This is a genomic window from Aestuariicoccus sp. MJ-SS9 (assembly GCF_032586235.1).
Taxonomy (GTDB): domain Bacteria; phylum Pseudomonadota; class Alphaproteobacteria; order Rhodobacterales; family Rhodobacteraceae; genus Aestuariicoccus.
Genome location: NZ_JAWHTD010000053.1, coordinates 1 through 22,656 on the forward strand (window position 1 = coordinate 1; position 22,656 = coordinate 22,656).

The 22,656-nt window shown below is 66.0% G+C and carries 21 protein-coding genes; 17 read left to right on the plus strand and 4 right to left on the minus strand.

The window, feature by feature from the left end; genetic code table 11:
- Positions 1-69: 69 nt before the first annotated feature.
- Both RXV88_RS20760 and RXV88_RS20765 read right to left on the minus strand, forming a co-directional pair.
- On the minus strand, positions 70-2,613 hold the full coding sequence (locus RXV88_RS20760; RefSeq protein ID WP_316295411.1) for an ATP-binding protein: 2,544 nt from the start codon (positions 2,611-2,613) through the stop codon (positions 70-72).
- Between the two features lie 47 nt (positions 2,614-2,660).
- Positions 2,661-3,170, minus strand: a complete 510-nt coding sequence (locus RXV88_RS20765; protein ID WP_316295412.1) for an oxidoreductase — start codon at positions 3,168-3,170, stop codon at positions 2,661-2,663.
- Positions 3,171-3,444: 274 nt separating this feature from the next.
- On the opposite strand from RXV88_RS20765, the gene RXV88_RS20770 reads away from it, so the two are divergent.
- The 17 genes from RXV88_RS20770 to RXV88_RS20845 all read left to right on the plus strand — a co-directional run bounded on the left by RXV88_RS20770 (position 3,445) and on the right by RXV88_RS20845 (position 20,301).
- Positions 3,445-4,047 (plus strand): response regulator transcription factor, encoded by a 603-nt coding sequence (locus tag RXV88_RS20770; RefSeq protein WP_316295413.1) that lies wholly within the window; start codon positions 3,445-3,447, stop codon positions 4,045-4,047.
- Between the two features lie 194 nt (positions 4,048-4,241).
- A complete protein-coding gene (locus tag RXV88_RS20775) occupies positions 4,242-5,489 on the plus strand; it encodes a polysaccharide pyruvyl transferase family protein (protein ID WP_316295414.1) in 1,248 nt (415 codons plus the stop codon).
- Between the two features lie 5 nt (positions 5,490-5,494).
- Entirely contained in the window at positions 5,495-6,733 is a 1,239-nt protein-coding gene (locus RXV88_RS20780) for an oligosaccharide flippase family protein (RefSeq protein ID WP_316295415.1), read from the plus strand.
- Positions 6,730-7,989, plus strand: coding sequence for a Coenzyme F420 hydrogenase/dehydrogenase, beta subunit C-terminal domain (locus RXV88_RS20785; RefSeq protein WP_316295416.1), 1,260 nt, complete (start codon positions 6,730-6,732; stop codon positions 7,987-7,989). Before RXV88_RS20780 ends, RXV88_RS20785 begins: the two co-directional genes overlap by 4 nt.
- Complete coding sequence (locus tag RXV88_RS20790) at positions 7,986-8,963, plus strand: acyltransferase family protein (RefSeq protein WP_316295417.1); 978 nt, start codon at positions 7,986-7,988, stop codon at positions 8,961-8,963. The genes RXV88_RS20785 and RXV88_RS20790 overlap by 4 nt, the downstream gene beginning before the upstream one ends.
- A 42-nt stretch (positions 8,964-9,005) precedes the next feature.
- Entirely contained in the window at positions 9,006-10,274 is a 1,269-nt protein-coding gene (locus tag RXV88_RS20795) for a hypothetical protein (RefSeq protein WP_316295418.1), read from the plus strand.
- Positions 10,275-10,298: 24 nt separating this feature from the next.
- The gene (locus RXV88_RS20800; RefSeq protein WP_316295419.1) at positions 10,299-11,234 is read left to right on the plus strand and encodes a glycosyltransferase family 2 protein; all 936 of its coding nucleotides are present in this window, start codon (positions 10,299-10,301) and stop codon (positions 11,232-11,234) included.
- Positions 11,231-12,481, plus strand: coding sequence for a glycosyltransferase family 4 protein (locus RXV88_RS20805; RefSeq protein WP_316295420.1), 1,251 nt, complete (start codon positions 11,231-11,233; stop codon positions 12,479-12,481). The genes RXV88_RS20800 and RXV88_RS20805 overlap by 4 nt, the downstream gene beginning before the upstream one ends.
- Positions 12,482-12,574: 93 nt before the next feature.
- The gene (locus RXV88_RS20810; protein ID WP_316295421.1) at positions 12,575-13,042 is read left to right on the plus strand and encodes a UDP-N-acetylglucosamine--LPS N-acetylglucosamine transferase; all 468 of its coding nucleotides are present in this window, start codon (positions 12,575-12,577) and stop codon (positions 13,040-13,042) included.
- A 27-nt stretch (positions 13,043-13,069) separates the two neighbouring features.
- Complete coding sequence (locus RXV88_RS20815; protein ID WP_316295422.1) at positions 13,070-13,609, plus strand: glycosyltransferase; 540 nt, start codon at positions 13,070-13,072, stop codon at positions 13,607-13,609.
- Positions 13,606-14,445: a glycosyltransferase family 2 protein gene (locus tag RXV88_RS20820; protein WP_316295423.1), complete on the plus strand. Its 840-nt coding sequence runs from the start codon at positions 13,606-13,608 to the stop codon at positions 14,443-14,445. The genes RXV88_RS20815 and RXV88_RS20820 overlap by 4 nt, the downstream gene beginning before the upstream one ends.
- A gap of 4 nt (positions 14,446-14,449) precedes the next feature.
- The gene (locus RXV88_RS20825) at positions 14,450-16,513 is read left to right on the plus strand and encodes a hypothetical protein (protein WP_316295424.1); all 2,064 of its coding nucleotides are present in this window, start codon (positions 14,450-14,452) and stop codon (positions 16,511-16,513) included.
- Between the two features lie 31 nt (positions 16,514-16,544).
- Positions 16,545-17,192, plus strand: coding sequence for a sugar transferase (locus tag RXV88_RS20830; RefSeq protein ID WP_316295425.1), 648 nt, complete (start codon positions 16,545-16,547; stop codon positions 17,190-17,192).
- Positions 17,193-17,371: 179 nt separating this feature from the next.
- Positions 17,372-17,929, plus strand: coding sequence for a CIA30 family protein (locus tag RXV88_RS20835; protein WP_316295426.1), 558 nt, complete (start codon positions 17,372-17,374; stop codon positions 17,927-17,929).
- 351 nt (positions 17,930-18,280) lie between these two features.
- Positions 18,281-18,568: an ArsR family transcriptional regulator gene (locus RXV88_RS23755; protein WP_410468849.1), complete on the plus strand. Its 288-nt coding sequence runs from the start codon at positions 18,281-18,283 to the stop codon at positions 18,566-18,568.
- A gap of 522 nt (positions 18,569-19,090) precedes the next feature.
- Positions 19,091-19,633 carry a hypothetical protein gene (locus RXV88_RS20840; protein ID WP_316295427.1) on the plus strand — a complete coding sequence of 181 codons (543 nt, stop codon included), beginning with the start codon at positions 19,091-19,093 and terminating at the stop codon, positions 19,631-19,633.
- Positions 19,634-20,118: 485 nt separating this feature from the next.
- Positions 20,119-20,301 carry a hypothetical protein gene (locus RXV88_RS20845; RefSeq protein ID WP_316295428.1) on the plus strand — a complete coding sequence of 61 codons (183 nt, stop codon included), beginning with the start codon at positions 20,119-20,121 and terminating at the stop codon, positions 20,299-20,301.
- 93 nt (positions 20,302-20,394) lie between these two features.
- Here RXV88_RS20845 and RXV88_RS20850 read toward each other — a convergent pair whose 3' ends face one another.
- Both RXV88_RS20850 and RXV88_RS20855 read right to left on the minus strand, forming a co-directional pair.
- Positions 20,395-22,350, minus strand: a complete 1,956-nt coding sequence (locus RXV88_RS20850; protein WP_316295429.1) for a calcium-binding protein — start codon at positions 22,348-22,350, stop codon at positions 20,395-20,397.
- Positions 22,351-22,458: 108 nt separating this feature from the next.
- Positions 22,459-22,656 (minus strand): transposase (locus tag RXV88_RS20855; RefSeq protein WP_316295430.1); only part of this gene is annotated, 198 nt, incomplete at its 5' end.

The following is a 22,656-nucleotide window of genomic DNA, read 5'->3' on the forward strand; positions in this document are numbered from 1 at the left end:
CCGAAGACATCGTACTTCAGTACCTCGAACAGCATATCGCCGATCCTACCGGCGCCAGCCGGTAGTGGTTCAGTCGCGGTAGAGTCGCAGTTCGGGGACCGTGGCGCGCCACGTCTCGCGGAGCTGGTGCGCGTGCTGACCGTCACAGCTTTTGCCGGACAAAAGCCGGTCCTCGATTTGCGCAAGCAGGGACCGGATCGCCTCTGCACCGACGATGGCCGCGGACCCGGCGGCATGGTGCACCTTTTCCCGAAGAGCCTCATCCGTCGCGCCGGCCTCGATGGCCGCCGAAATCGTCTCGACCGCGCTTGTCATTTCGGTGAGGAAATCGCCGACCAGCGCCGCGGTCTTCTGTGGCCCGAGCGCCTCGGCCAAAGCGCCGAGATGGGCGTGGTCCATCAGTTCGGACCAGTCAAGCGCGCCGTCATAGGCCGTCGCGGGCCCCGTGGCCGGGCCCAGGAAGCTGTCCATCACCGCGTGCAGATGTTTCCGAGAAATCGGCTTGGCCAGGATGTCGTCGACACCGGCAGCGCGAAAACGCTCTTTGTCGGCCAGCCTGGCATGGGCGGTCAGCGCGATGATCGGCAGACGCGTTCCGCGCGCCTCGGATCGTCGAATGGCCCGGGTCGCCTCGACCCCGTCGAGCACCGGCATCGAGATGTCCATGAAGACCAGATCATAGGAATTCCGCTTCACCTTCTCGACGCCCTGCTGCCCGTCGTGGGCCTCGTCGACCTGATGGCCATCTTTCTCGAGCAGATCGCGCAGCACGATGCGATTGATCCGGTTGTCCTCGACGATCAGCACCTTGCACGGTGCGATGGCGCCCGCGGCGCGGGGTGCGGGGGCGTCCCCGGGTGCATCGGGATCGCCGTTGGGGACCGGCAGGGCAAGCCTGACGTGGAACACGCTGCCAGACCCCGGCGTGCTGTCCAGCGCCACCTCGCCGCCCATCGCGCCGACGAACCGCTTGACGATGGCAAGCCCCAGTCCGGTTCCGCCTACCGCCCGCGAATAAGAGGAATCGAGCGTCACGAAATCCTCGAACACCCGCTCGCGATCCGCCTCGGCGATGCCGATCCCGGTATCGCGCACCCGGAATTCGACCAGCTCGCCGCCGTCCAGCCGCTCTGCCTCGATCACAATCGACCCGTTGCGCGTGAATTTGATCGCGTTGCCGACAAGATTGAGAAGCACCTGCCGGATCCGCGTCGGATCTCCGACCGCGTATTCCTGGCCACCGGTCTGCAGGCTGTGCGACAGGACATTGCCACGATGTTCGGCAGCACCGCGCTGACTTTCGACCAGCTCCCGGACCAGGGCCGCGATCGAAAAGGTCTCGTGCGCCAGGGCGATCTTGCTGGACTCCACCCGGGAAATCTCGAGCACGTTGTCGACGTGATGCAGCAAATGCTTGCCCGACGCGCGCATGATCTCGAGATATTCGGCGTCCTTGGGACCGAGCCGTTCGGGCTCGAGCAGCTCCAGCGTGCCCAGCATTCCGTTCAGCGGCGTGCGCATTTCATGGCTCATGACCGCGATCAGATCGGCCTTGGCGCGCTCGCCGGCGACCGCATCGTCGCGGGCCTTGATAAGTTCCTGTTCCGACGCGACACTGCGCGAGATATCCCTCGCGAAAGAGACGAAGATCTCGCCCTCCTCGGAGGCCGCCGTGGAAATGGACAATTCGACGGGGAACACGTCACCGTTCTTGCGCCGGGCCTCGAGCTGGACACGTCCCTTGCCGATGACATGCTTTTCCCCGGTCGACAGGTAGCGCTTCATCCCGACGTTATGCGCGGCCTTCAGGTGGTCGGGGACGATCAGGTCCTCCATCCTGGCCCCGATGGCTTCGTCCCGCGCATATCCAAAGATGTTTTCCGCCGCACCGTTGAAGTCGATGACACGGCCATCGCGCCCGACGACCAGCACCGCATCGAGCGAGGTGGCGACGATCGAGGCGAGACGCGAACGCACGAGGCTTTCTTCCCGCGCCCTGTCGCGCGCCCTTTTGGCATAGTGCAGCAACAGACCGAGAGTCACCGTCAGGACCAGCAGGAGCGCCGCCGTAAGGATCGAGACCAGAGACAACGTCTCGGCGATGCCGGTGCGCTGCGCATCGGCCGCTTCCGCCAGAACGCTGACGCCTTCGAGCGTGACCTGCCGGATGACCGGGCGGATGGCCACGGTGCGTTCCGCCAGATCGGGCAGCGCTGAACGCAATTCTTCGTCGCTGCTGTCGATCAGGGGAACCGCGTCGGTCAGATAGGCATTGATCCGCGCAAGGTCGGCGATCACATCGGGGTCCTGGCGCAGGGCACGGTAGAGTGGGCTGCTCGATAAGGTGCCGATCCGGCTGTAGAGCACATCGAAGCGCTGGCGCACGTCGCGCAGATCCGCCGTCCGGTCGGTTTCGGCCGCATAGATCGCCGCCTGAAGGGCAAGCAGCTCCACATCGACCTGCGCGAGCGACCATTGCGTACTGTCGGAATTCGCCGTCGCCAGCCCGTCGATCTGCTGACGGACGTTGCCGCCCATATGGGCCAGCAGAACGATCGCCACCGTCAGCACCACGGCCGCCGCCGCGCCAAAGGCCGCGCGCCTGCGCAGCACGCTGGCGACGATCCCTTTCGGGCCGTCCTCGGGCTGAGGAATTGGGCTCAGGGCTGCACCTCGATCCGGTCGAGCTGCCAAATGCTGCGCGAATAGATCAGCTCGGACTGGTAATCGGGCGTGGAATCGAACGGATACACGATCCAGAGCGGGCCTTTCTCACGCACGCTCATCGCGTCGCCGTTGCGCATGTAGGCCACGATGGGCCCGCCGGGCACGGCGTCGCCGACCGGGATCTCGACGGCGTAATCGTTGATGGCCGATGCCTTTAGCATGCTGCCCTCCGCGCCCACCGCGGCCAAAAGATCGTCGAGCGGCACGCCGACAAAGCTTTGCACCCCGTCGGTCCAGATCGTCGAGGTTTCCACCGTGACGGCGCCGAGCGCCTTCAGCATGGCCAGGTCGAATTCCGCGGTCTGCCCTGCATTGGTCTCGGTGATCGCACCGCTGACCGTCAGGACGACCTGTTCTTTCGCGGGGTCGAGTGCGGATGCGGCGCTGGCGGCCGTGACGGCCGCCGCAACGACGAAGGACCGGATGAGGGCTGTGTAAGACATTGACCTGCTCCAAGGCGTGTTCAGAGGATGTGCAGTCTTGGCACAATTCGTCCTCGGCGTCATCCGACCAGACGTATCGAAACCTATCCTTTCGGATAGTCCGCATCGCCCGATGCCTCGAATTGGAACAACCAAAAGCGTTGCCCGATTCGCCGCCCGCGTGCTACCTCACTCTGCGCGGCCGGCTCACGAAGCGGTCTCCGGAAAGCGCCACGACAGGCCCGGCGCGGGCTCTGTGGCCTTGCGCCTGTAAGTTTTACCAGAGGGAAGAGACATGCGTATCCTGATTGCCGACGACCACGATCTTGTGCGGGAAACGATCGCAGCCTTCCTCAAGACCGAGGGCGATGCCGAGGTCGATACCGCCGGCTCGCTGTCCGAGGCGTTGCAGCAGGTCAAAGCCAACGGGACCTACGATCTCGTCCTGCTGGATTACAACATGCCCGGGATGAACGGGCTCGACGGTCTGAAAGAGATGCACACCGCCAACGAGGCGCGCCCGGTGGCGATCCTCTCCGGCACCACGACCCGCGCCCTGGCCGAAGAGGCCATCGCAGAGGGGGCGGCCGGTTTCGTGCCCAAGACGCTTGCGCCGAAATCCATGATCACCGCCGCGCGGTTCATGGCCGAGGGCGAGATCTATGCCCCCTTCGGGTTCATGCAGCAAAAGACCGACACGGCGTCGGACCTGCTGACGCAACGCGAGCTCGAAGTTCTGCAGGGCATTTGCCGCGGTCAGTCAAACAAGGAAATCGCCCGCGACTACAATCTGCACGAAGCGACGGTGAAACTGCACGCCAAGACCCTGTGCCGCAAGTTGAACGCCCGCAACCGGACCCACGCCGCGATGATCGCCCGGGATCGCAACCTGGTCTGACGCCCCCATTACGGACGAACACCGGGCCGGCGCCACCCGCGCCGGCTTTTCTTTTGCCCGGCGCCCGCGTCCGTGGCCGGACCTATCCTTTCGTATAGTACCACCCCTCCGACCGGACCGGCGTTTGACCGGCTGCGCAAAAGACCGGTTGCCCGCAATCGCCTATTCCTTGGCGGACAACAGCGAGGTCCGCCATGATCACACTTCTTAATGCCGCGCCGGATACCGGCAACCAGGGCGTCAGCGCGCTTTGTCATTCGGTGGTCGCCGGGCTGTCACAGCGCGGCGCGAAGGCTTTGGCCGTGGCCGATCACGGCCGCGGTGCGCGGCGCGCGGCGTGGGATCACGCCACCGTCGATCTGGTCGGGCTGACCCATCACCGGCGGTTCTGGCGCGGCGACAGCCTGCGCACCGCCCACGCGCTGCTGCGTTTCGGGTTGGGGGCGTCGGCGCCCGCCCGGACCATCGGCGCATCGCGCGCCGTGCTCGACATTTCCGGTGGCGACAGCTTCACCGACCTTTACGGCCCCAAGCGGTTCCGCGCGATGATCCTGACCAAGCGCATGGCCCTGGACGCGGGCGTTCCGCTGGTGCTGCTGCCGCAAAAGTTGGGGCCCTTCCGCAGCGCGCAATGCCAGGCCGAGGCCGTCGAGATCCTGCGCCGGTCCGCAGCGGTCTGGGTCCGCGATGCCGAGAGTTTCGAATTCCTTCAAAACGCGCTTGGCCCCGGCTTTGACCCCGCAAGGCACCGCCTGGGCGTCGATGTGGCCGTCGCATTGCCAGAGCGCGCGCCCGCGTCCCTCGACCGCGAAACCCGGTCCTGGCTGGCCGTCGACCGGGGCTTCCCGCTGGCCGGGCTGAACGTGTCGGGTCTTCTTTGCAACGACGCCCTCGCGGCGCGGCAGGCGTTCGGTCTGGCCGAGGGGCATACCGACCAGGCCCACGCGCTGGCCCGCGCGCTCTTGCAGTCCGACCCGGCGCTGCGCATGCTGCTCGTTCCGCATGTCCACCGCCCCGAGGGCGATCCGGAAAGCGATCTTGCCGCAGCAAAGGCCCTAAAGGCGCGTCTGCGCGATCTTGGGCCGGAGCGGGTGCGCGTGCTTGACGGTCGGCCCGACGCGATGGAGCTGAAATGGGTTCTGGCCCGGCTCGACTGGTTCGCCGGGGCGCGGATGCATGCCACCATCGGCGCGTTCTCGTCGGGCGTTCCGACGCTGGGTCTGGGCTATTCCGACAAGGCTTACGGGGTTTTCGCCGAATGCGGCATCGGCGACGAGGTCGCCGACCTGCGGCGGCTCGACGCCCGCGCCATTGCCGGGCGCGCGGTGGCCTCTTACAGCGCGCGGGACCGGCTTCGCGCCGATCTCGCGGCGCGTACGGCAGGCCTGCGCGCCCGCGCGTCGCGCGAGATGGATGTGATCGCGCATCAGGCCGGGCTTTGATCGCGATGTCCGCCCCGACGAACACCGGCCGTGCGCTGGCCTGGGCCGTGCCCGTGCTGGCCGAGGCTGCGGCGCTGGGCCGTTCGGTGGCTTTCGCCTGGTGGATCGGCCCCGACGAGCTTGGCCGGGCGATGATGCTTGCCCTGACGGTGCGGCTTGTCGAGATGGCGAGCGATGTCGGGGCCGACAGGCTGATCCTGCAAGCGCCGGACGGCAATTCCGCGCGCCTGCTGGCCGACCTGCACGGCGCGATGCTGATCCGGGGGATCGCCGGAGCGGCAATCCTCGTCTGCCTTGCCCCGATCCTCGCGGGGCTATTCGCGGACGGGCCCGCCTGGACATCCTACGCGCTGCTGGCCGCCGTCCCGCTTTTGCGCGGTGCGGCGAACCTCGATTTCCGCCGCTCGGAGCGGCGCTTCCGCTATGCGCCCATGGCCCTCGTCGAAGGCGGCGCGACCCTGGCGATGGTTGTCAGCATCCTTCCGGCCTCCGCCATGCTGGGCGATCACCGCGCCATGCTGGCCGCGCTGATCGCCCATGCGGTGGCCTGCCTCGGTCTGTCGCGGCTGGTGGCGACGCGCGCCTACCGTCTGCGGTTCAGCCGCGCGTCGCTGCGGCGGATCTGGCGGTTCGGCGCGCCGCTTGCGATGAATGCAGTCTTGCTGTTCCTGACGTTCTATGCCGACCGTCTGATCGTCGCGCGGGCCTACGACTGGGCGACGCTGGCGCTTTACGGCATTGCCCTGCAGCTTGCGCTGCTTCCGGCGCAGATCGTCGGCCGAGCCGCGGCGTCGCTGGTGCTTCCGCAGCTGCGCGAGGTGATCCGAAGCGGGACGCTGGCCGAGGTCTGGCCGCGGATCGTCGCATCCCATGCGGCCCTGGGCCTTGGCCTGGCCGCCGGGTTCGCGCTGATCGCCCCCGCCGCCATCGCCTTGGTTTACGGAGACGCCCTGCGCCCCGATCCCGCGCTGGCGCTGGTCATAGGGATCGCGGCCGGGTTCCGCGTTCTGCGCACCCCGTTTTCGCAGCTGGCCATTGCGTCCGGGCGCACCGGCGATCCGGCGCGCGCCAATCTTCTGCGGTCGCTGGCGCTGCTGCCCGCCGCCGGTTTCGCGGCCGCTGGGTTCCCGCTGGTCGCCATCGCCGCCGCAGCTGCCGCGGGCGAGGCCGGAGCGACCCTGCGCGCCTGGCTGCTGGCGCGCGCATCCCTCATCCGCCCCACCTCTCAGGAGGCCTTCGCATGACCGCCGATCCGATTACCAGAATGGTTGCCTGCAACCTTTGCACCGGCTGCGGGGCCTGCGCCGGAGCTTTTCCGGATGCGATCCGCTTGGTGGACGACCCGGTGAACGGCCGCCGCCCGGTGGTCGCGCCGGGCCTCCGCGGCCAAGAGGCCTCCCGGAGCGCTGTCGCGCTTTGCGCGGGCGGGGCAACGGACTGGCGCAGCCTGGATCGGTCCGACGTCATCGACCGCGACTGGGGGCCGGTCCTGGCCGCCTGGGAAGGCTGGGCGGGCGATCCCGAGCTCCGTCATCGCGGATCGTCGGGCGGCGCGGTGACCGCGCTTGGACTACATGCGCTGACCAGCGGTTTGGCGGACGGGGTCGCGCATGTGGCCGCGCGCGCGGACGATCCCCGCCTCAACGAGGCGGTGATCAGCCGCGACCGTGCCGGTCTTCTGCGCGGCGCCGGGTCGCGCTATGCGCAGGCGAGCCCCGCCGAGCGTCTGGGCGACATCGCGCGCGGAGACGAGCAGACCGTCTTCGTCGGCAAACCCTGCGACGTCGCCTCTGCCCAGAAGGCGATGCAGGCCGACCGCGCGCTGGCGGCAAACATCCCGCTGACCATCGCGATCTTCTGCGCCGGGCAGCCCAACCTTGTCGCCACCGACCGGCTGTTGGACCGCCTGGGCGTACCGAAGGGCGCGCAACTGACCGACCTGCGCTATCGCGGTGAGGGCTGGCCGGGCCTCATGCAGGCGTCCTGGGTCGATGAAAACGGAGACAACCAGACCAGCGACGGCATCCCCTATGCCGAAGGCTGGGGCCGCATCCTGCAATCCGAGCGGCGCTGGCGCTGCCGGGTCTGTGCGGACCATACCGGGGCCTTCGCCGACATTGCCGTGGGCGATCCCTGGCACGCGCCGCCATCTGGCGACACCGACGCCGGGAGGTCGCTGATCGTGGCGCGCACGCCGCGCGGCGCGGCCTTTATCCACGACGCGCTCCGTGCCGGGGCGCTTGTCGCGGAACCGCGTTCACGGGACGTGATCGCGCGGGCCCAACCGAACCTCAAAGCCACTCACGGAGCCGTCTGGGGCAGGCGCATCGCCATGCGCAGCCTCGGACTGGCGACACCCGAGGATCGGGGCCAGGGGCTGTTTCGCCTCTGGCTGGGCCTGCCCGCGCGGCAAAAACTGCAATCCGTGGCCGGCACGTGGAAACGTGTGCTGCGCGAACGGCTCTGGCGGCGGGTGACGATCCCGGGGTCGGCGCGATGACGTTGGGCGAGGCGCTGAGATCGGGCCGCACCGGCAATCTCGATGCGCTGCGGCTGCTGCTGGCCGCCGCCGTGATCGTCAGCCATGCCTGGCCGCTCGCCCTCGGCCCCGGCACGCCGGAGCCGCTTGAGGCGCTGACCGGGCATTCGCTCGGCGGCTGGGCCGTGGCGCTTTTCTTTTTCCTGTCGGGCCTTCTGGTCACGGCCAGCGCCGAGCGCCGGGCCGCCCGGGGCTTTTGGGTGGCCCGCGCGCGGCGGATCCTGCCGGGGCTGGGTGCCGCTTTGCTGGTCACCCTGGCGCTGGCCTTTGCCAGCGGGGCCCATGCCGATCCGGCCGAGGCCGCGGCCTATTTCCTGCGCGCGCTGACGCTGGTTTCCATCGAGCACCGGCTGCCCGGCGCCTTCGCCGCGAACCCCTTTCCCGAGGTCGTCAACGGCCCGCTCTGGAGCCTTTTTCACGAGGTCGCGGCCTATGCCGTCTGCGCCCTGGCCGTGGCCGCCGGGGTGACCCGGAGCAGGACGCGCATCCTCGCACTCGCTGTCGCCGCCTCGATGGCCGCGATGGCGGGGGACGTCCTGCCGGGGCGCGCCGCGACCTTCGCGCCGCTCTTCGCGGCATTCGCCCTTGGCATGGCTGCCCATGTGTTCCGCGACGGGCTGATTATGCGCCCGGGGCTGGCCGTTCTGCTGCTTCCGCTGGTCGTGCTCGCACCATGGCCGGTCGCCGTGGCGGTGCTTGGCTACGCCAGTCTGGCGTTGGCGCTTCGCGCGCCGGCCCTGCCGCTCGACGGAGATTTTTCCTTCGGCCTCTACATCTACGGCTGGCCGGTGGCCCAGACGGTCGTGCACGCTCTGCCCGGGATCGGACCGGCCGCGCTGGCGGTGGCAAGCCTTCTGGCCGCGCTGCCCTTTGCCGTGGCAAGCTGGCATCTGGTCGAGCGTCCGGTCCTGCACCGGCGGCAGGGGGCGGCCTGAGCGATGGCGGCGCGCGCGGCACCCTCACGTTCGGTCTTTGGCGTGCCCGTTCCGGTCGCGATCTTCTTCGTGGCGATGATGCTGCCGACGGCGGTGTCGCTTAACCTCGGCGGGCTTCGCCTTTCGGCCTACCGCGTGGTGCTGATCGTCATGATCCTGCCGATGCTCGTTCAGCTGCTCTCGGGACAAAGAGGCCGCCCCCATGTCTTCGACCTTCTGGTCTTTGCGCATTGCGGCTGGGTGGTGCTGGCGCTGATCAAATGGGGCGGGCTGGCGCAGGGGATCGAGTCGGGCGGCATCTATGTGGTCGAATTCGCGGGGGCCTATCTGCTCGGCCGCCTCTACATCCGCTCCTACAAGGATTTCGCCGCCATCGCCCGCGCCTATGTGGCGCTGGTCGTCGCGACGCTGGTCTTTACGGTGCCCGAGGCGCTGACCGGGATCCACATCCTGCACGACGGCATTTCCGGCGCGGTCGGCGGTCCGAAAGCGCCCTTCATCGAGCCGCGCATGGGGCTTGAGCGGACCTTCGGCCCGTTCGACCATCCGATCCTCTACGGGGTCTTTTCGGCCTCGTCTTTCTCGCTGGCGTATTTCGTGGTGGCCGAGCGGCGGCTGATGAAATTCAAGGGCATGGCGCAGGTCCTGGGCGTCAGCCTCGCGACCTTCATGTCGGCCTCGGGCGGGCCTTACGTGGTGCTGATGATGCAAGGCTTCGTCGGCGCGTGGGAGAGGGTGCTGGGACAGGTGCAGGGGCGGTGGGCCGCGCTATTCTCGCTCTTCGGGCTGGCCTATCTCTTCATCGACCTCTTTTCGACCAAGACGCCGTTCCACGTTTTCGTCAACTATTTCACTTTCTCCAAGCAGTCGGCCTACAACCGCATCCTCATCTTCGAATACGGCAGTGCCGAGGTCGCGCGGCACCCGGTCTTTGGCATCGGCCTGAGCGATTGGGCGCGTCCGGTCTGGATGTCCGACAGCATGGATAACTTCTGGCTGGTGACCGCCGTGCGCTACGGCGTTCCCGCGTTGCTTTTGCTGCTGGGCCTGTTGCTGGGCTTGGTCTGGGCCGTGGGCCAGCGCAAGGGCCTGCCGCCCGAATGGCGCCGGGCGCGCCACGCCTGGGCCTTCACGCTGTTCGGGATCACCGTCGCGGCGGCGACCGTCCATTTGTGGAACGCGCTGTTCGTCTTGTTCCTGTTTCTCATTGGGGCCGGGGCCTGGCTGCTCGACGCGCGGCCCGGTGCGCCGCGCCGGAGGGCGGCGGCGAAACCCTTTGGACGGGCGCCAGAGCCTGCCCGTCTGTTCTGACGCATGACCTGAAAGGAGACCATCATGGATCTGTCGATCGTGATCGTGAACTGGAACACCCGCGCGCTGCTGCGCGACTGCCTGCGCTCGGTCTTCGACGGGCTCGGCCCGCTTGTGGCCGAGGTTCTGGTGGCCGACAACGCCTCGGACGACGGATCGGTCGCGATGGTGCGCCGGGATTTCCCTCAGGTGCGGCTGATCGAGAACGCGCAAAACCTGGGCTTCGCCGCAGGCAACAACGTCGCCCTGCGGCAGGCGCGCGGCCGCTACGTGATGCTTTTGAACACCGACACGCTGGTGCATGGGTCGGTCCTGCAAGAAGCCGTCGCGTGGCTCGATGCGCGCCCCGACGTCGGTATCATGGGCCCGCGCGTCCTGAACGCCGACGGCACGGTGCAACCGTCCTGCAGCGCCTTTCCGTCGCTGCGCCACCTTGCGATGCAGACGCTGGGCCTGACCCGCATCGCCCGCTGGGACAGCTACCGCATGACCGGCTGGGACCGCGCGTCCGAGCGCCGCGTCGACGTGATCTCGGGCGCGGCGATGTTCGTGCGCCGGTCCGCGATGCAAGAGGTCGGCCTGCTGGACGAAGCGTTCTTCTTTTACGGCGAAGAGACCGACTGGTGCCACCGCTTCGCCCGCGCAGGCTGGCAGATCGTCTTCGTGCCTATCCCCGAGATCACGCATTTCGGCAACGGTTCGGCGGGCAAGCTGAACCACCGTCGCGACGTTCTGATGACCCAAGGCACCACGCGGCTGCACCGCAAGCATGGCGGGCGGGTGGCCGGGCTGGCCTGCTTTGCGATCCTGGCCGCGCACAACGCCTCGCGCGCGTTCTTCTGGTCCGCCATGACGCTGCTCGGGCGGTCCGGCGCCAACGCGCGCGCGCGGCATTTCCGGGCGGTCGTCGCGGATCTGCCCAGCGCCTGGCCTGCCACTCCGGTCGGGGCGGCGCAATGATGAAGGTCCTCCTGATTGCACCCAACATCGACGCCACGGATGTCGGCGAAGCGCTGATGGCCTTCAAATGGGCCGAGGCGCTTTGCGACCGGGTCGCGCTGACCGTGCTGACCTTCCAGCGCCCGGGCCGGCCGGATGTCGCCGCGCAACTGCCCGGCGCGCGGGTTGTCACCTGGCCCGAGCCCTCCTGGGCGAGGACCCACGAGCGCCTGAACGCGATGCTGAAACCCGCCTGGCCCGTGTTCGCGCGCCGGGTCCGCAGCTGGATCGGAGCGGCGCTGGCGCATGGCGACAGCTTCGACGTCGCGCACCAGCTTATGCCCCAGGCGGCGCGCTATGCCTCGCCGCTGCGCCATTTCGCCATTCCCTACATCATCGGGCCGCTGGGCGGGGCGCTCGATACGCCAGCCGCCTTCCGGGCCGAGGCGACCGGCGCGCCGCTGTTTACACGCCTGCGGGCGCTTGACGCGTACCGGTTCCGCCACGACCCCTGGCTGCGCGACAGCTATGCCCGGGCGGCCTGCATTCTGGGCGTCGCCCCCTACGTGCGCGACGTCCTTGCGGACGTCCCGATGCGCCGGTTCGAGCCGGTGCTCGAGCTTGGGATCGACGACGTGGCACCCCTCGCGCCCCGGCGGCAAGAGCCGGGACGCCTGCGTGTGCTCCACGTCGGGCGCGCGGTCCGGACCAAGGGACTGCGCGACACCGTCCGCGCGCTGGCGCTGGTGAAGGATTTGCCCGGCGTGACCCTGACCAGCGCGGGGGCTGGCGAGGAGCTCGAACTTTGTCGGGCCGAGGCCGCGCGGCTGGGGGTGGCGGACCGCGTGACCTTCCATGGCCGGATCGCCCGCAGCGAGGTCGAGGCGCTTTACGCCAGCCACGATGTCTTCTGCTTTCCGTCGTTCCGCGAACCCGCGGGCGGCGTGCTTTACGAGGCCATGCGCCACGGGCTGCCGGTGATCACCGCCGACCGGGGCGGTCCGGCCTGGATCGTCGACGCGGCCTCGGGCTTTCGCCTGCCGGTCACCGACCCGGCGACATATGCCGCGGACATCGCCACCAGCCTTCGCCGCCTGGCGTTGTCGCCCGAGCTGACAAAGCGGCTGGGGCAGGGGGCGCGGGGCAAGGTTCTGCGCGAAGGTCTGTGGTCCGCCAAGGCCGACCGGCTCGTCGATCTCTACAGGGATGTCGCGCCTCACCGGATTGCGCACGCGGTTATCCGAAAGGATAGGCCCGCCTGTGCGTAATCGCCCACGGTGTCACTTTTTGCGCAGTAACATCAGTTAGTTAGTCCAGGGTATCCAGTTTCCAGAACTTGCAAACAAGAACTGGAAGCCCCCATGACCAACCGTTTCCGTACCCGGCCCGTCGTCCTTGCCGTTTCCTCCAGCGGCGGCCACTGGGTTCAGATGCAGCGCCTCGTTCCCGCCTTCTCGGGCGCCGAGGTGCATTTCGCCACCACCGACGCGACCGCCGCCGATCAGGCCGATGGCCGCCGGGTCCATGTCTTCCCGGACGCCAACAAGGACACGCCGGTGCGTCTGGCGCTCTGCGTCGCGCGGCTGGCCTGGATCGTCCTGCGGGTGCGGCCCGACGTGGTCGTGTCGACCGGCGCGGCGGGCGGTTTCCTCGCGATCCAGATGGCGCGGCTGATCGGCGCGCGGACCATGTTCATCGACTCGATCGCCAACGCGCGCGAGCTCTCGATCTCGGCCCGGCTGTCGCTCGGCGTTGCGGACAGGGTCCTGTCGCAATGGCCGCGCGTCGCCGAACTGACTGGCGCGGAATACCGCGGCGCCGTGATCTGACGCATCTCATCATATCGGAACATCATCATGATCTTTGCAACCGTGGGCACGCAGCTGCCCTTCGACCGTCTGCTCATCGGGCTCGACAGCTGGGCAGAACGCAACCCCGGAATTCCAGTCCTGGCCCAGGCCGGGACGAGCCGGCAGAGGTTTCGGAACATCGAGACGGTGGGCCAGCTCAGCCAATCCCAGTTCCTTTCGACATTCCGCGAGGCCCGGCTGGTCGTCGCCCATGCCGGAATGGGCACCATCCTTTCCGCGGCTGAACTGGGCAAGCCGCTGATCCTGATGCCGCGCCGCGCGAAGTTTGGAGAGCACCGCAACGACCATCAGAACGATACTGCGCAGGAGATGGCGCGCCTGTCCAACGTCACCATCGTCGAGGACGGTGAAGCGCTGCACGCGGCGCTCGACCTGGCGGCGGCGCGCGGGTTCGAAGCCATGCCGGGCGGTGCGGAGCAGTCCGGCACATCGCTCGATCCGCTGCTCGAAGTCATTCGCGATTTCATCTGGGACGACGCCGTTTCCCAGGCCGCCGCGATGCCGCGCCAGAGGAAAGCGGCATGAGCCGCGCGGCGATCCTCATCCCGGCGCATAACGAGGCGGCCGTGATAGGGCGAACGCTCTGGTATCTGTCCCGTGGCCTCCCGTTCGACCGCTTCCGGGTGATCGTGATCGCCAACGGATGCACCGACGCCACGGCGGCCCGCGCCCGCGCGGCCCTGCCCGCGGCCGAGGTGATCGAGACCGACCGCGCCGGGAAATGCCATGCGCTGAACCTCGGGTATCGCGCCGCCGATCCGGGCGTGCCGATTGTCTGCATGGACGCCGATCTCGACGTGACGGCAGAGGCGGTCTCGGCGCTGGTGCGGCGGCTCTCCGGCGGCCAACACGCCGCCTGCGGGAAGATGGATGTCGCGACATCGGATGTCTCTGCGGCGGTGCGCCTGTTCTACAAGGGCTGGCGGACCAACCCCTATTTCAACAAGGGCAAGTTCGGCGGCCTCTTCGCGCTGTCGGCCGAGGGTGCTGCGCGGGTCTTCCCTTTGCCCGAGATCACCGCCGACGACGAATTTGTCCGGCGCAGCTTTGCCACGGGCGAGACCGCCTTCGTTCCCGAGTGCCGCTTCGTCGCGCGCGCCCCGGCGACGCTCTCGAGCCTTCTCAAGGTGCGGCGGCGCAGTCTGCGCGGCGCGCGAGAGGTCGCGCGGATGGGCAAGGCAAGCCCCGAGCGCGGCAGCGCCAGGGCAATGGTGTGCCGCGCCCTGACCGCGCCTTCCGATCTGTTGCCCATCGGCTTTTTCTTTCTCGTGACAATCTGGGTCCGGCTGATACTGGTCGTCGAGCGCCCCGCAAACGCGCCCCGGTGGGAGCGCGATCTGACCACCCGGACGACGGGGTGACGCCATGAACGCCCATACCGCCGCCGCCACCGTCCCCACCGAGGACGAGCACGAGATCCAGCCGCCCGCCGCGGCCGAGACACCCGACGCGAACCCCATCGCGGCGCTGGTGCGCGCCATGCGCGGGCGCTGGAAACTGGCGTTCGGCGGGGCGATGCTGCTTGGGCCCGCACTTGCGGCGGGGGGGTATCTGGCGGGTGTCCAGCTTTTTGAATCCCAGGCCATTCTGCGGGTGTTCCCGCAGGAATCGAACATCCTCTACGCCACCGGGGACGGTTCGGTCCTCAAGACCTTCGACAGCTTCGTGAAGGCCGAGACGAGCTATGTCGCCTCGCACCCGGTCATGGCGCGGGCCCGCGACGATCTGGCCGGCGACAGACCCGATCTTGCCGAGGATCTCAAGGTTTCGGACCTGACCCGGTCGATCGAAATCAGGCGGTCCGACAGCCTCATCGTCCTCAAGACCAAAAGCAAGGACGCCGCCTTTGCGGCTGGCAAGCTCGAAGCGGTCGTGGCGTCGTATCTCGCGCTAAAGTCCGAGGCCGAGAACGCCCGATCCTCGGTTCGTCTGGCAGAACTCCATCAACGCGAGGAAGAGCTTGGCGCACGGCTGACCGGCCTTCGGTCGGACCAGCTCGAGGTCGGGGGCGAGTTCGGCATGAGCGCGATCGCCAAGGCGCATGTGGAAAAGATCGCCCAGATCGACGCGCTCGCCGCGCGTAAATCCGAGGTCGCGGCGACGCTGGCGACGCTCGAGGCCAGCACCGGCGTCACCTCGGCCGACACGTCGGACCAGGAAATCATGCGCGCCACGCTGCTTGACCGGGCCATGGCCGATCTCAATTTCGAACGCGCCAAGCTGATGAGCCAGCTTGCCGGATTGCGCGCCGGATACACCGGCCAGAGCAACGCGCGTTTCGAGCTGAAGGAGAAGGCCAAGCTCGACGAGATCGCGGTGATCGAAACCGCCTTGGCGGACAGGCGCGAACAGATCCGCGTTCTGGGGCAGACCGGCGCGCTGACGGACGCCACGGCCGAAGGAAATGACGACAGCGCCGCCGAAATCCGCAGCCTATACGAAAAGATCTCGGGCCAGCTTGACGCCGCGCGGAAGGAGGCGCGCGACCTCAACCGCCGCCGCATCGAGCTGGACCGGATCGAGAAGGAAATAGACGAGGCGCAGGCGCTGCTGGAAGAGACGCGCCGTGCGCTCGAGGTGATCCGGCTGGAATCCGGGCGTGCGCTGCCCGGCTATGCGGTGCTGATGTCGCCGCCCTCGCAGCCGGTCGAGCCCGCCGACGACAGCCGCAAGCTGCTTGCCGCCGGTGGTCTGGCCGGGGGCACCGGGCTGGCCTTCGCGCTTGCCCTCGCCTTCGGCCTATCCGAGCGCCGGGTGCGGTTCGCCGAGACTCTGGTGCCGCATGAACACCGCCTTCCTGTCCTGCAGGTGTCGGCGGCGAACGACGCCGACACCCATGCCGCCGACCACCTGCGCAACGAGCTGCAGCTGCGACCGCTCAAGCGTCCGCGTCTTGTCGGCAAGGCTCCGGTCATCGCCGTCACGCGCGCCGGAACCGGCGAGACGTCCCAGATGGCCCGTGCCTTGGCCGAGAGCTTTGCCCGCGCGCGGATGAAGACCCTCTTCATCGACGCCGACATCGGAACGACGCCGGACGATGCCGCCGCCGGCTGGCGCGAGCTGCTGGCGGGTACGCCCGTCGACCCCGTCCCCGTGCCGGGCGCGGAGTGGCTTTGGTCCTTGTCTGCGGGCGCCTTTCCGGGGCTCGACGACCGGACCGTCTCGGCGCCGATGGTGCGCCAGAGCCTCGAGCGTCTGGTCCGGTCGTTCGACATCGTCGTCATGTCCGCCGGAAGCCTTGGCGACCGTCTGTCCTGCCAATTCATCCTGTCGGCTTCCGACGTGGGCGTGCTCGCCCTGCGTCCCGCCGACCGGAAATCAACTGTCCTTTCCCAGCTCGACCGGCTCGAGACCCTGCCGCGAAACGGCAGCGTTGCGGTGATGCGCGCGGCCTTGCCCGGCGATCCCTGGCTGGCGGTCAGGACGTAACCCTCAACCTCTTCTGCTGGAGACTATCGAAATGACCATGCAATCCCTCGACCTGGCGGTTCCCGCCGCCGCCACCCCGATCCGCCCGGGACCGAAGCGCGTGCTTGACGTCGCGCTGACGCTTCTGCTGCTCTTGGCCGTCTGGCCGTTCCTAGCGATCATCGCGCTCGCGGTTGCCCTGACGTCGCCGGGGCCGGTCTTTTTCGTGCAAACCCGTGTGGGTCTTGGCGGAACCACGTTCGGAATGATCAAGTTCCGGTCGATGTATGCCGATGCAGAGGCCCGCCGCTCCGAGATCGCGAGCCAAAGCGACCGCGAGGGGCTCTGTCTCAAGCTGCGCCACGATCCCCGGATCACGCCGGTTGGACGGGTTCTCCGGCGTTGGTCGCTCGACGAGCTGCCCCAGCTCTTGAACGTGCTCGCCGGCGACATGTCTCTTGTGGGCCCCCGCCCGGCGCTTGTCGAGGAGGTCGCGGCCTACCCCGAACGCGCGCATCAGCGGCATCGGGTGCTGCCGGGGATTACCGGTTTCTGGCAAGTGGCCGGTCGCGCCGATATCGGGTTCGACGACATGATCGACCTCGATCTGGCCTATGTGCGTCAGGCATCGGCTTTCACCGATCTTCTGGTTCTTTTCAGAACGGTCGGGGCTGTATTGAAAGGAACGGGCGCGTATTGAACACGGTGAGCAACCGCCTACCTTGCGAAAGCGCTTGTGATGTGGGTCAGATCTGCGGAACGGCCCATCGTTATTCTGGCGTTGGGGTCGTTTCCAAAGGGTGAACGGTCACCACTGGAAAAGCGTTGCCGCAGAGGCGCGCAACGTGACCCAGCAAGCAGACTGAAAGGTGGACAACGATGCGCGCTGGTCTGTTTCAATCGATCCTGACACTTTTGATCTGCATCGCACCGATTGCCACGAGCGCTGAGGACATCGTGATCGAGACCTTCGAGGAGCAACCCGAAAGCCGATGGCGCTTCTTCACGGATGGCGTGATGGGCGGCGTGTCCACGGGGAACGTCACATTCGTTCAAGAGGATAAGCAAACCCACGCAAACATGACCGGCAATGTAAGTACAGCGAACAATGGCGGGTTCATTCAAATTCGGTTGGACCTGCCGGATGGCGCCGTGAAAGATGCCAAGGGTGTGCGCTTGATCGTTCGAGGCAATGATCAACGCTATTTCGTGCACCTTCGCACCAACGGGACCGTGTTGCCGTGGCATTATTTTCAAGCGGGCTTCGACGTGACCGAAGTCTGGGAAGAGGTCCGTTTGCCCCTGAACGTCTTTGAGCGCTCGGGCCGCATGCTTCGTGCTGTGCCGCGCGCCGGTGGGCTCACGTCGGTTGCGGTCGTTGCCTTTGGCCGTGATCATCGGGTGGACATCGATGTACGCGAGATCGGTTTCTATTAGGAAGCTTTCGAAGAGACCTGGAACGCAAGGGGAGCAACAGGTTGCTTTACTTCAGGAGACCAACAGCGATTGCGAAATGGAACAAAGCCGGAATCCGCATCGTGGTTCGGTGACTTGACGCCGAGCGACTTTGCGGCCCAACTGAAGGCAACCCGAAAGGTCGCATGAAGGCCGGACCAGAAACGGCGTGAGCTCCAGTTTGAGCAAACTCCACTTCACAACACGGGAGGCTTCGGGGGGCAGGTCAAGCTGAACATACTTTGCTTCCATCTCAAAAGCTCCGTGACCGAACACTGCGGTTTTTCAGGCGTCGGCGCGCGGGTGCCGGAATACGTTTGCTGGCGATCAAAAATGGAATTGGCTGCACGCATGGGCACTGACAATAAGGTTGTGAGCCGTCATCTGGCCAAGCTGGAGCAAGCGGGCCTCATTCGGTATGGCGGACAGCACCAGGCAAACGAAAGCCATGTGACCAAATGGGCCATCAACCTTGAGGCCATATTCGCTTTACCGCCGGTGCGGGGTAATCGTGAACGCACTAAGCTGATCGACAAGATCAAGGTAGAGTCATCCGGTAAGACACGGGGGGGGCGAGAGCCATCCCCTCGAGGGGTCGAGAGCCACTCCCCGAGGTATTGAGAACCCCCCTATCCGTAAAGAACCGAAAGAAGAACCTCAGAGGTCTGCTGAGAAATCGAAGAGTCCTGATGACCTTCGATCCGCGCGTGAGGACGTTGCCCGATATGACGGAATAGAAGCATGGGTACGTGAGATCGCTTCCGACCCAGAGAAGTTGGCCAAGGCGCGGGAAAATGGTGGTCACACCCAAAGTGGAGTGGTGCGCCTGAACGCGCATCGCCCCTGATCATATTCAATAACCTTGATCAAGCTGGCCGCATTGGCATGCCGGAGCCGACGAGAGCCCAGCAGCGTTGGGCCCCTGCATGTTTCATCGACCTCTAGTGTTTCATGGGGGGTGGCATAGCCGGCGACCCTTCAAGGCGCCCTGGCCGCGTACGCCCCAACGCTTCGATCAACATTGCGGGCCCATCAGATGTGCTTTCAGTGATTGGCTGTTCCAATCCTAGGAATCCGACAGTAGGTTCAATGTGGAACGAAACCGGAACTTGCGCCGTGGTTCAGTGACGCGAGGACAAGCATATGGTGACTTATAGCGACGAGATTGCAGCCGAGATTTGCGAACGGATCGCGCTGGGAGAAACCGTCTCCAGCATCTGCAAGGACAAGCACATGCCCTCCGAACGAACGGTTTGGAAATGGCGACAGGTGCATGGCAAATTCGACGAACAGTATCAGCGCGCCCGAGTGGATCAGATGCACTCTTGGGCGAACCAGATCATACACCTTGCGGACGATGCCGAAGGCGACTTCAAGATCACGGTGCCATTGGACAGCCCCGAGCTACAGCGCATCGAGGAAAAGGGGGCTGTGACCTTCAAGTACAACGGCACGCACGTGAACCGTGCCAGGCTGTCGATCGACACGCGAAAATTTCTTATGGCCAGATACGCTCCCGAGACGTTTGGGACGCATTCGACCGTTCAGATCAACCCGCCGCTCGATCACAAGTCCGATGAGGAGTTGATATTCGACCTTCGTGAAGCGCTGCAGGAAGCCGGTATGACTACCAAAGACTTGGTCGAGTTGCTTGATGGCGCAGAACAAGCGTTACGCGATTTGTGAGCATCTGTTGCTTCGATCCACTACACCGGAGCGATTTAACCAAGCCTAACAGCCCTGAAAGTCCTCTGAAATTTTCTATACTTATCAATAGCTTTCTAGCGGCTCTCTGGGGCAGAAAGGGGCTTTAACCTACTAGCCCATGCGAAGCGCGAATTCTGCCCCAACCGGCGTGGATTGGAAGGTAGAGGGAAGTTACCTCCCCGAAACATGGACCCGGCTCATATGCACGTGACCATCGTTTACTCGAAGACAGCTCTGGACTTGGGAGCCCAGAAGCCAACAAATCTGGAACTTCGGAAGCGAACCCAAGCACGCCGCGTCTGCACAGGCAATGACATACTGTTAGAGCTTCAGGACCTGTCAAAAGGCCCCAAAGTCAACGGCAGCTTCTACCAACAGCAGATGGGGTGGATGGCTCCCGCTCCCCGGCGTCGCAATGCGCCATAGTGCAGGTGTCAGAATCTGCGATAGAGAGGAGCCACCCCATGCAAGTTACCACCGTCGGCCTCGACTTGGCCAAGACCATCTTTCACGTGCACGGCGTCACTGAGGAAGGAGAGGTTGCGTTCAATCGGCCTTTGCGCCGCTCGCAGGTTCTGGCGTTCTTCGACCGTCTCGCGCCCTGCCTTATCGGCGTGGATGGCAATATACCCAGAGCATCGACATGATCCGCGAGATCTTTGAGAAACGCATGGTGCCGATGACGCTGGAGGGGATCAGCCGCGGCATGAAGATCCTGGTGTGAGCCGCGCGGCGGGCGGTCAGGTAAAGTCGAAATCCTCGGCGGTGAGGATGGTGCCGTTGAGGGTGACGATCTCGAACCGGTCCTCGCCCAAGACAAGCTGAGTCAGACCGGTCTCCGACACGATCTCCAGCCCGGCGATGTCCTGTCCCACAATCGCAACGGCGATCCGGTCGGTGCCGTTCTCGAAATCGGTGATGGCGTTGGTTTCAACCGAGGCAAAGGAATTGTCGTAGGCCGCGAAACGGAAGACGAAGGTGTCGGCGCCATCGCCGCCGGTGAGGCTGTCCTCGCCCCGGTTGGCTTCGAGCGTGTCATCGCCAGCGCCGCCGTCCAGCACGTCGTCGCCCCAGCCGCCCTTGAGCGAATCGTCGCCGCCGCCGCCGGTGACGGTATCGTCGAAACCGCCGGCCCAGACCGTGTCGTTGCCGGCACCCGCGTCCACCACATCCGCACCCTGACCGGCACCAACAAGGTCGTCGCCGGTGCCGGCGGCGATGCTGTCGCCGTCCCGGCCGGCTCCGATCTGGTCGTCGCCGGCACCGCCATCGATGGTGTCGCTGCCGTTGCCGCCCCACAGCAGATCGCGCAAGGCACCACCGTCGATCAGGTCGTCGCCCTGGCCTCCGGCGATCTGGTTCTCGCCGGCCCCGCCGGTCAGGGTGTCGTCGCCGGGCCCGCCGCCGATGTTGTCGTTGCCGGCACCGCCATCGACGCTGTCATCGCCGGTGCCGGCGGCGATCTCGTCCTGCCCCGCGCCGCCCAGAATCGTGTCGCCGCCCTCCGCGCCCTTGAGCGTATCGTCACCGCCGAAGCCCGATAGCAGATCGGTGCCCAGATCGCCCGTGAGGCTGTCGGCCCCTTCGGTGCCGTCGAGCACAAGCGGGCTCACTTCCACCGTGATCAGCCGGTAACGGTAATCGTAGTTGTTGAAGAAATAGAGGTCGTCCCGCGTGCCCACGCCGATATAGTAGGTGCCGGTTTCGGCCACCTCGACTGCGCCGCTGCGCACTTCGCCGGGGTCCAGGTAATAGATGGTATCGTCGTAGAAAAGCTCTGCCCCGGCGGCATCGTAGATCGCCAGAAAGGGATCTGCATCGAAGGTGAACCCCTGATCGAACGGCGTGAGCGTGAAGGCATAGCTCTGGCCCGCCGTGAGGGTCACTTCATAAAGATCGAGATCGAAGAGGAACTCGAAATCGCCCGTGATCTCCGCACCGATCTCAAGCGGCGTGGCTTGGGAAAAACCGCCGCCCACGTCGCCTTCGGGCGCGGCGATCTCTTCGAGGGTCAAGGTGGCGTCGGAAAATGCATATCCGTCGTAGCCGATGTAATGCGTGCCGCTTTCGAACGCCGAAAACGTGATGTCCGTGTCCGGCCCCCAGAATTCCCCGAGCCGTCCCACGCGATCGCCCTGCGCGTCGTAGAGATCGATATACAAATCCCAGGAATAGGCGTCGGCCGACACGCCGGTCAGCCGGTAGACCTGCCCCATCTCAAGCGTTGCCCGGACCCATCCCGCGGCCATGTCGTAGACTTCGAAATCGAGCGGCTGCGGCGCGCCGAGGGTGAATTCCGCCTCTGTCTCGACGCTGGCCGGCACATGGGTACCGACCTCTTCGGCGGTGAGGGTGTAGGTGCCAGTGTCGGGGCCTTCAGCATTGAAAAACGGCTCCGCCTGCACTTCGACAAAATGCGTACCGGTAACGTCGGCAAAGACCGTGTTGTAATCGTACGCCACGCTGGCATAGGCCACTTCCCACAGGTCCGGGTCGTAGATCGCATAGACCGCCTCGCCCAGCGTACCGCCGGAGCCGCCACCGTAGGCGGTAGAGAGCACCAACTCGTAAACTTTGCCCGCCTCGAATGCGATGACGAACCAGTCGCGGTCGTAGGGGCTTTCGAGCTCTCCGGTGACCGACCCGCCGATGGGCAGGCTGCCGGTGGTCGCGATGTCGTCTGAATAATCGTCCATGGCGCGTCCTCACCAGATATGTCCGGTCCGGTTCAGGGCGATGCGGCCGCCAAGCGCTGTTTGCTGCGCCCGACTGAGCGGCCTGATCTGACTGGTCCGGTTTGAATGTTAGTGCATGGTCGGCCTTTGGTCCATCTGGACGATTGTTTCTGGCGCCGGTGGTCGGTAACCCAGAGCGCTATGTGGCCGCTTCGTGTTGTAGTGCTTTCTCCAGCCTTCAATGATGATTTGAGCTTCTCTGAGCGAGTAGAAGATCTCGCGGTTCAGTAGTTCATCCCGGAACCGAGCGTTGAAGCTCTCGACATA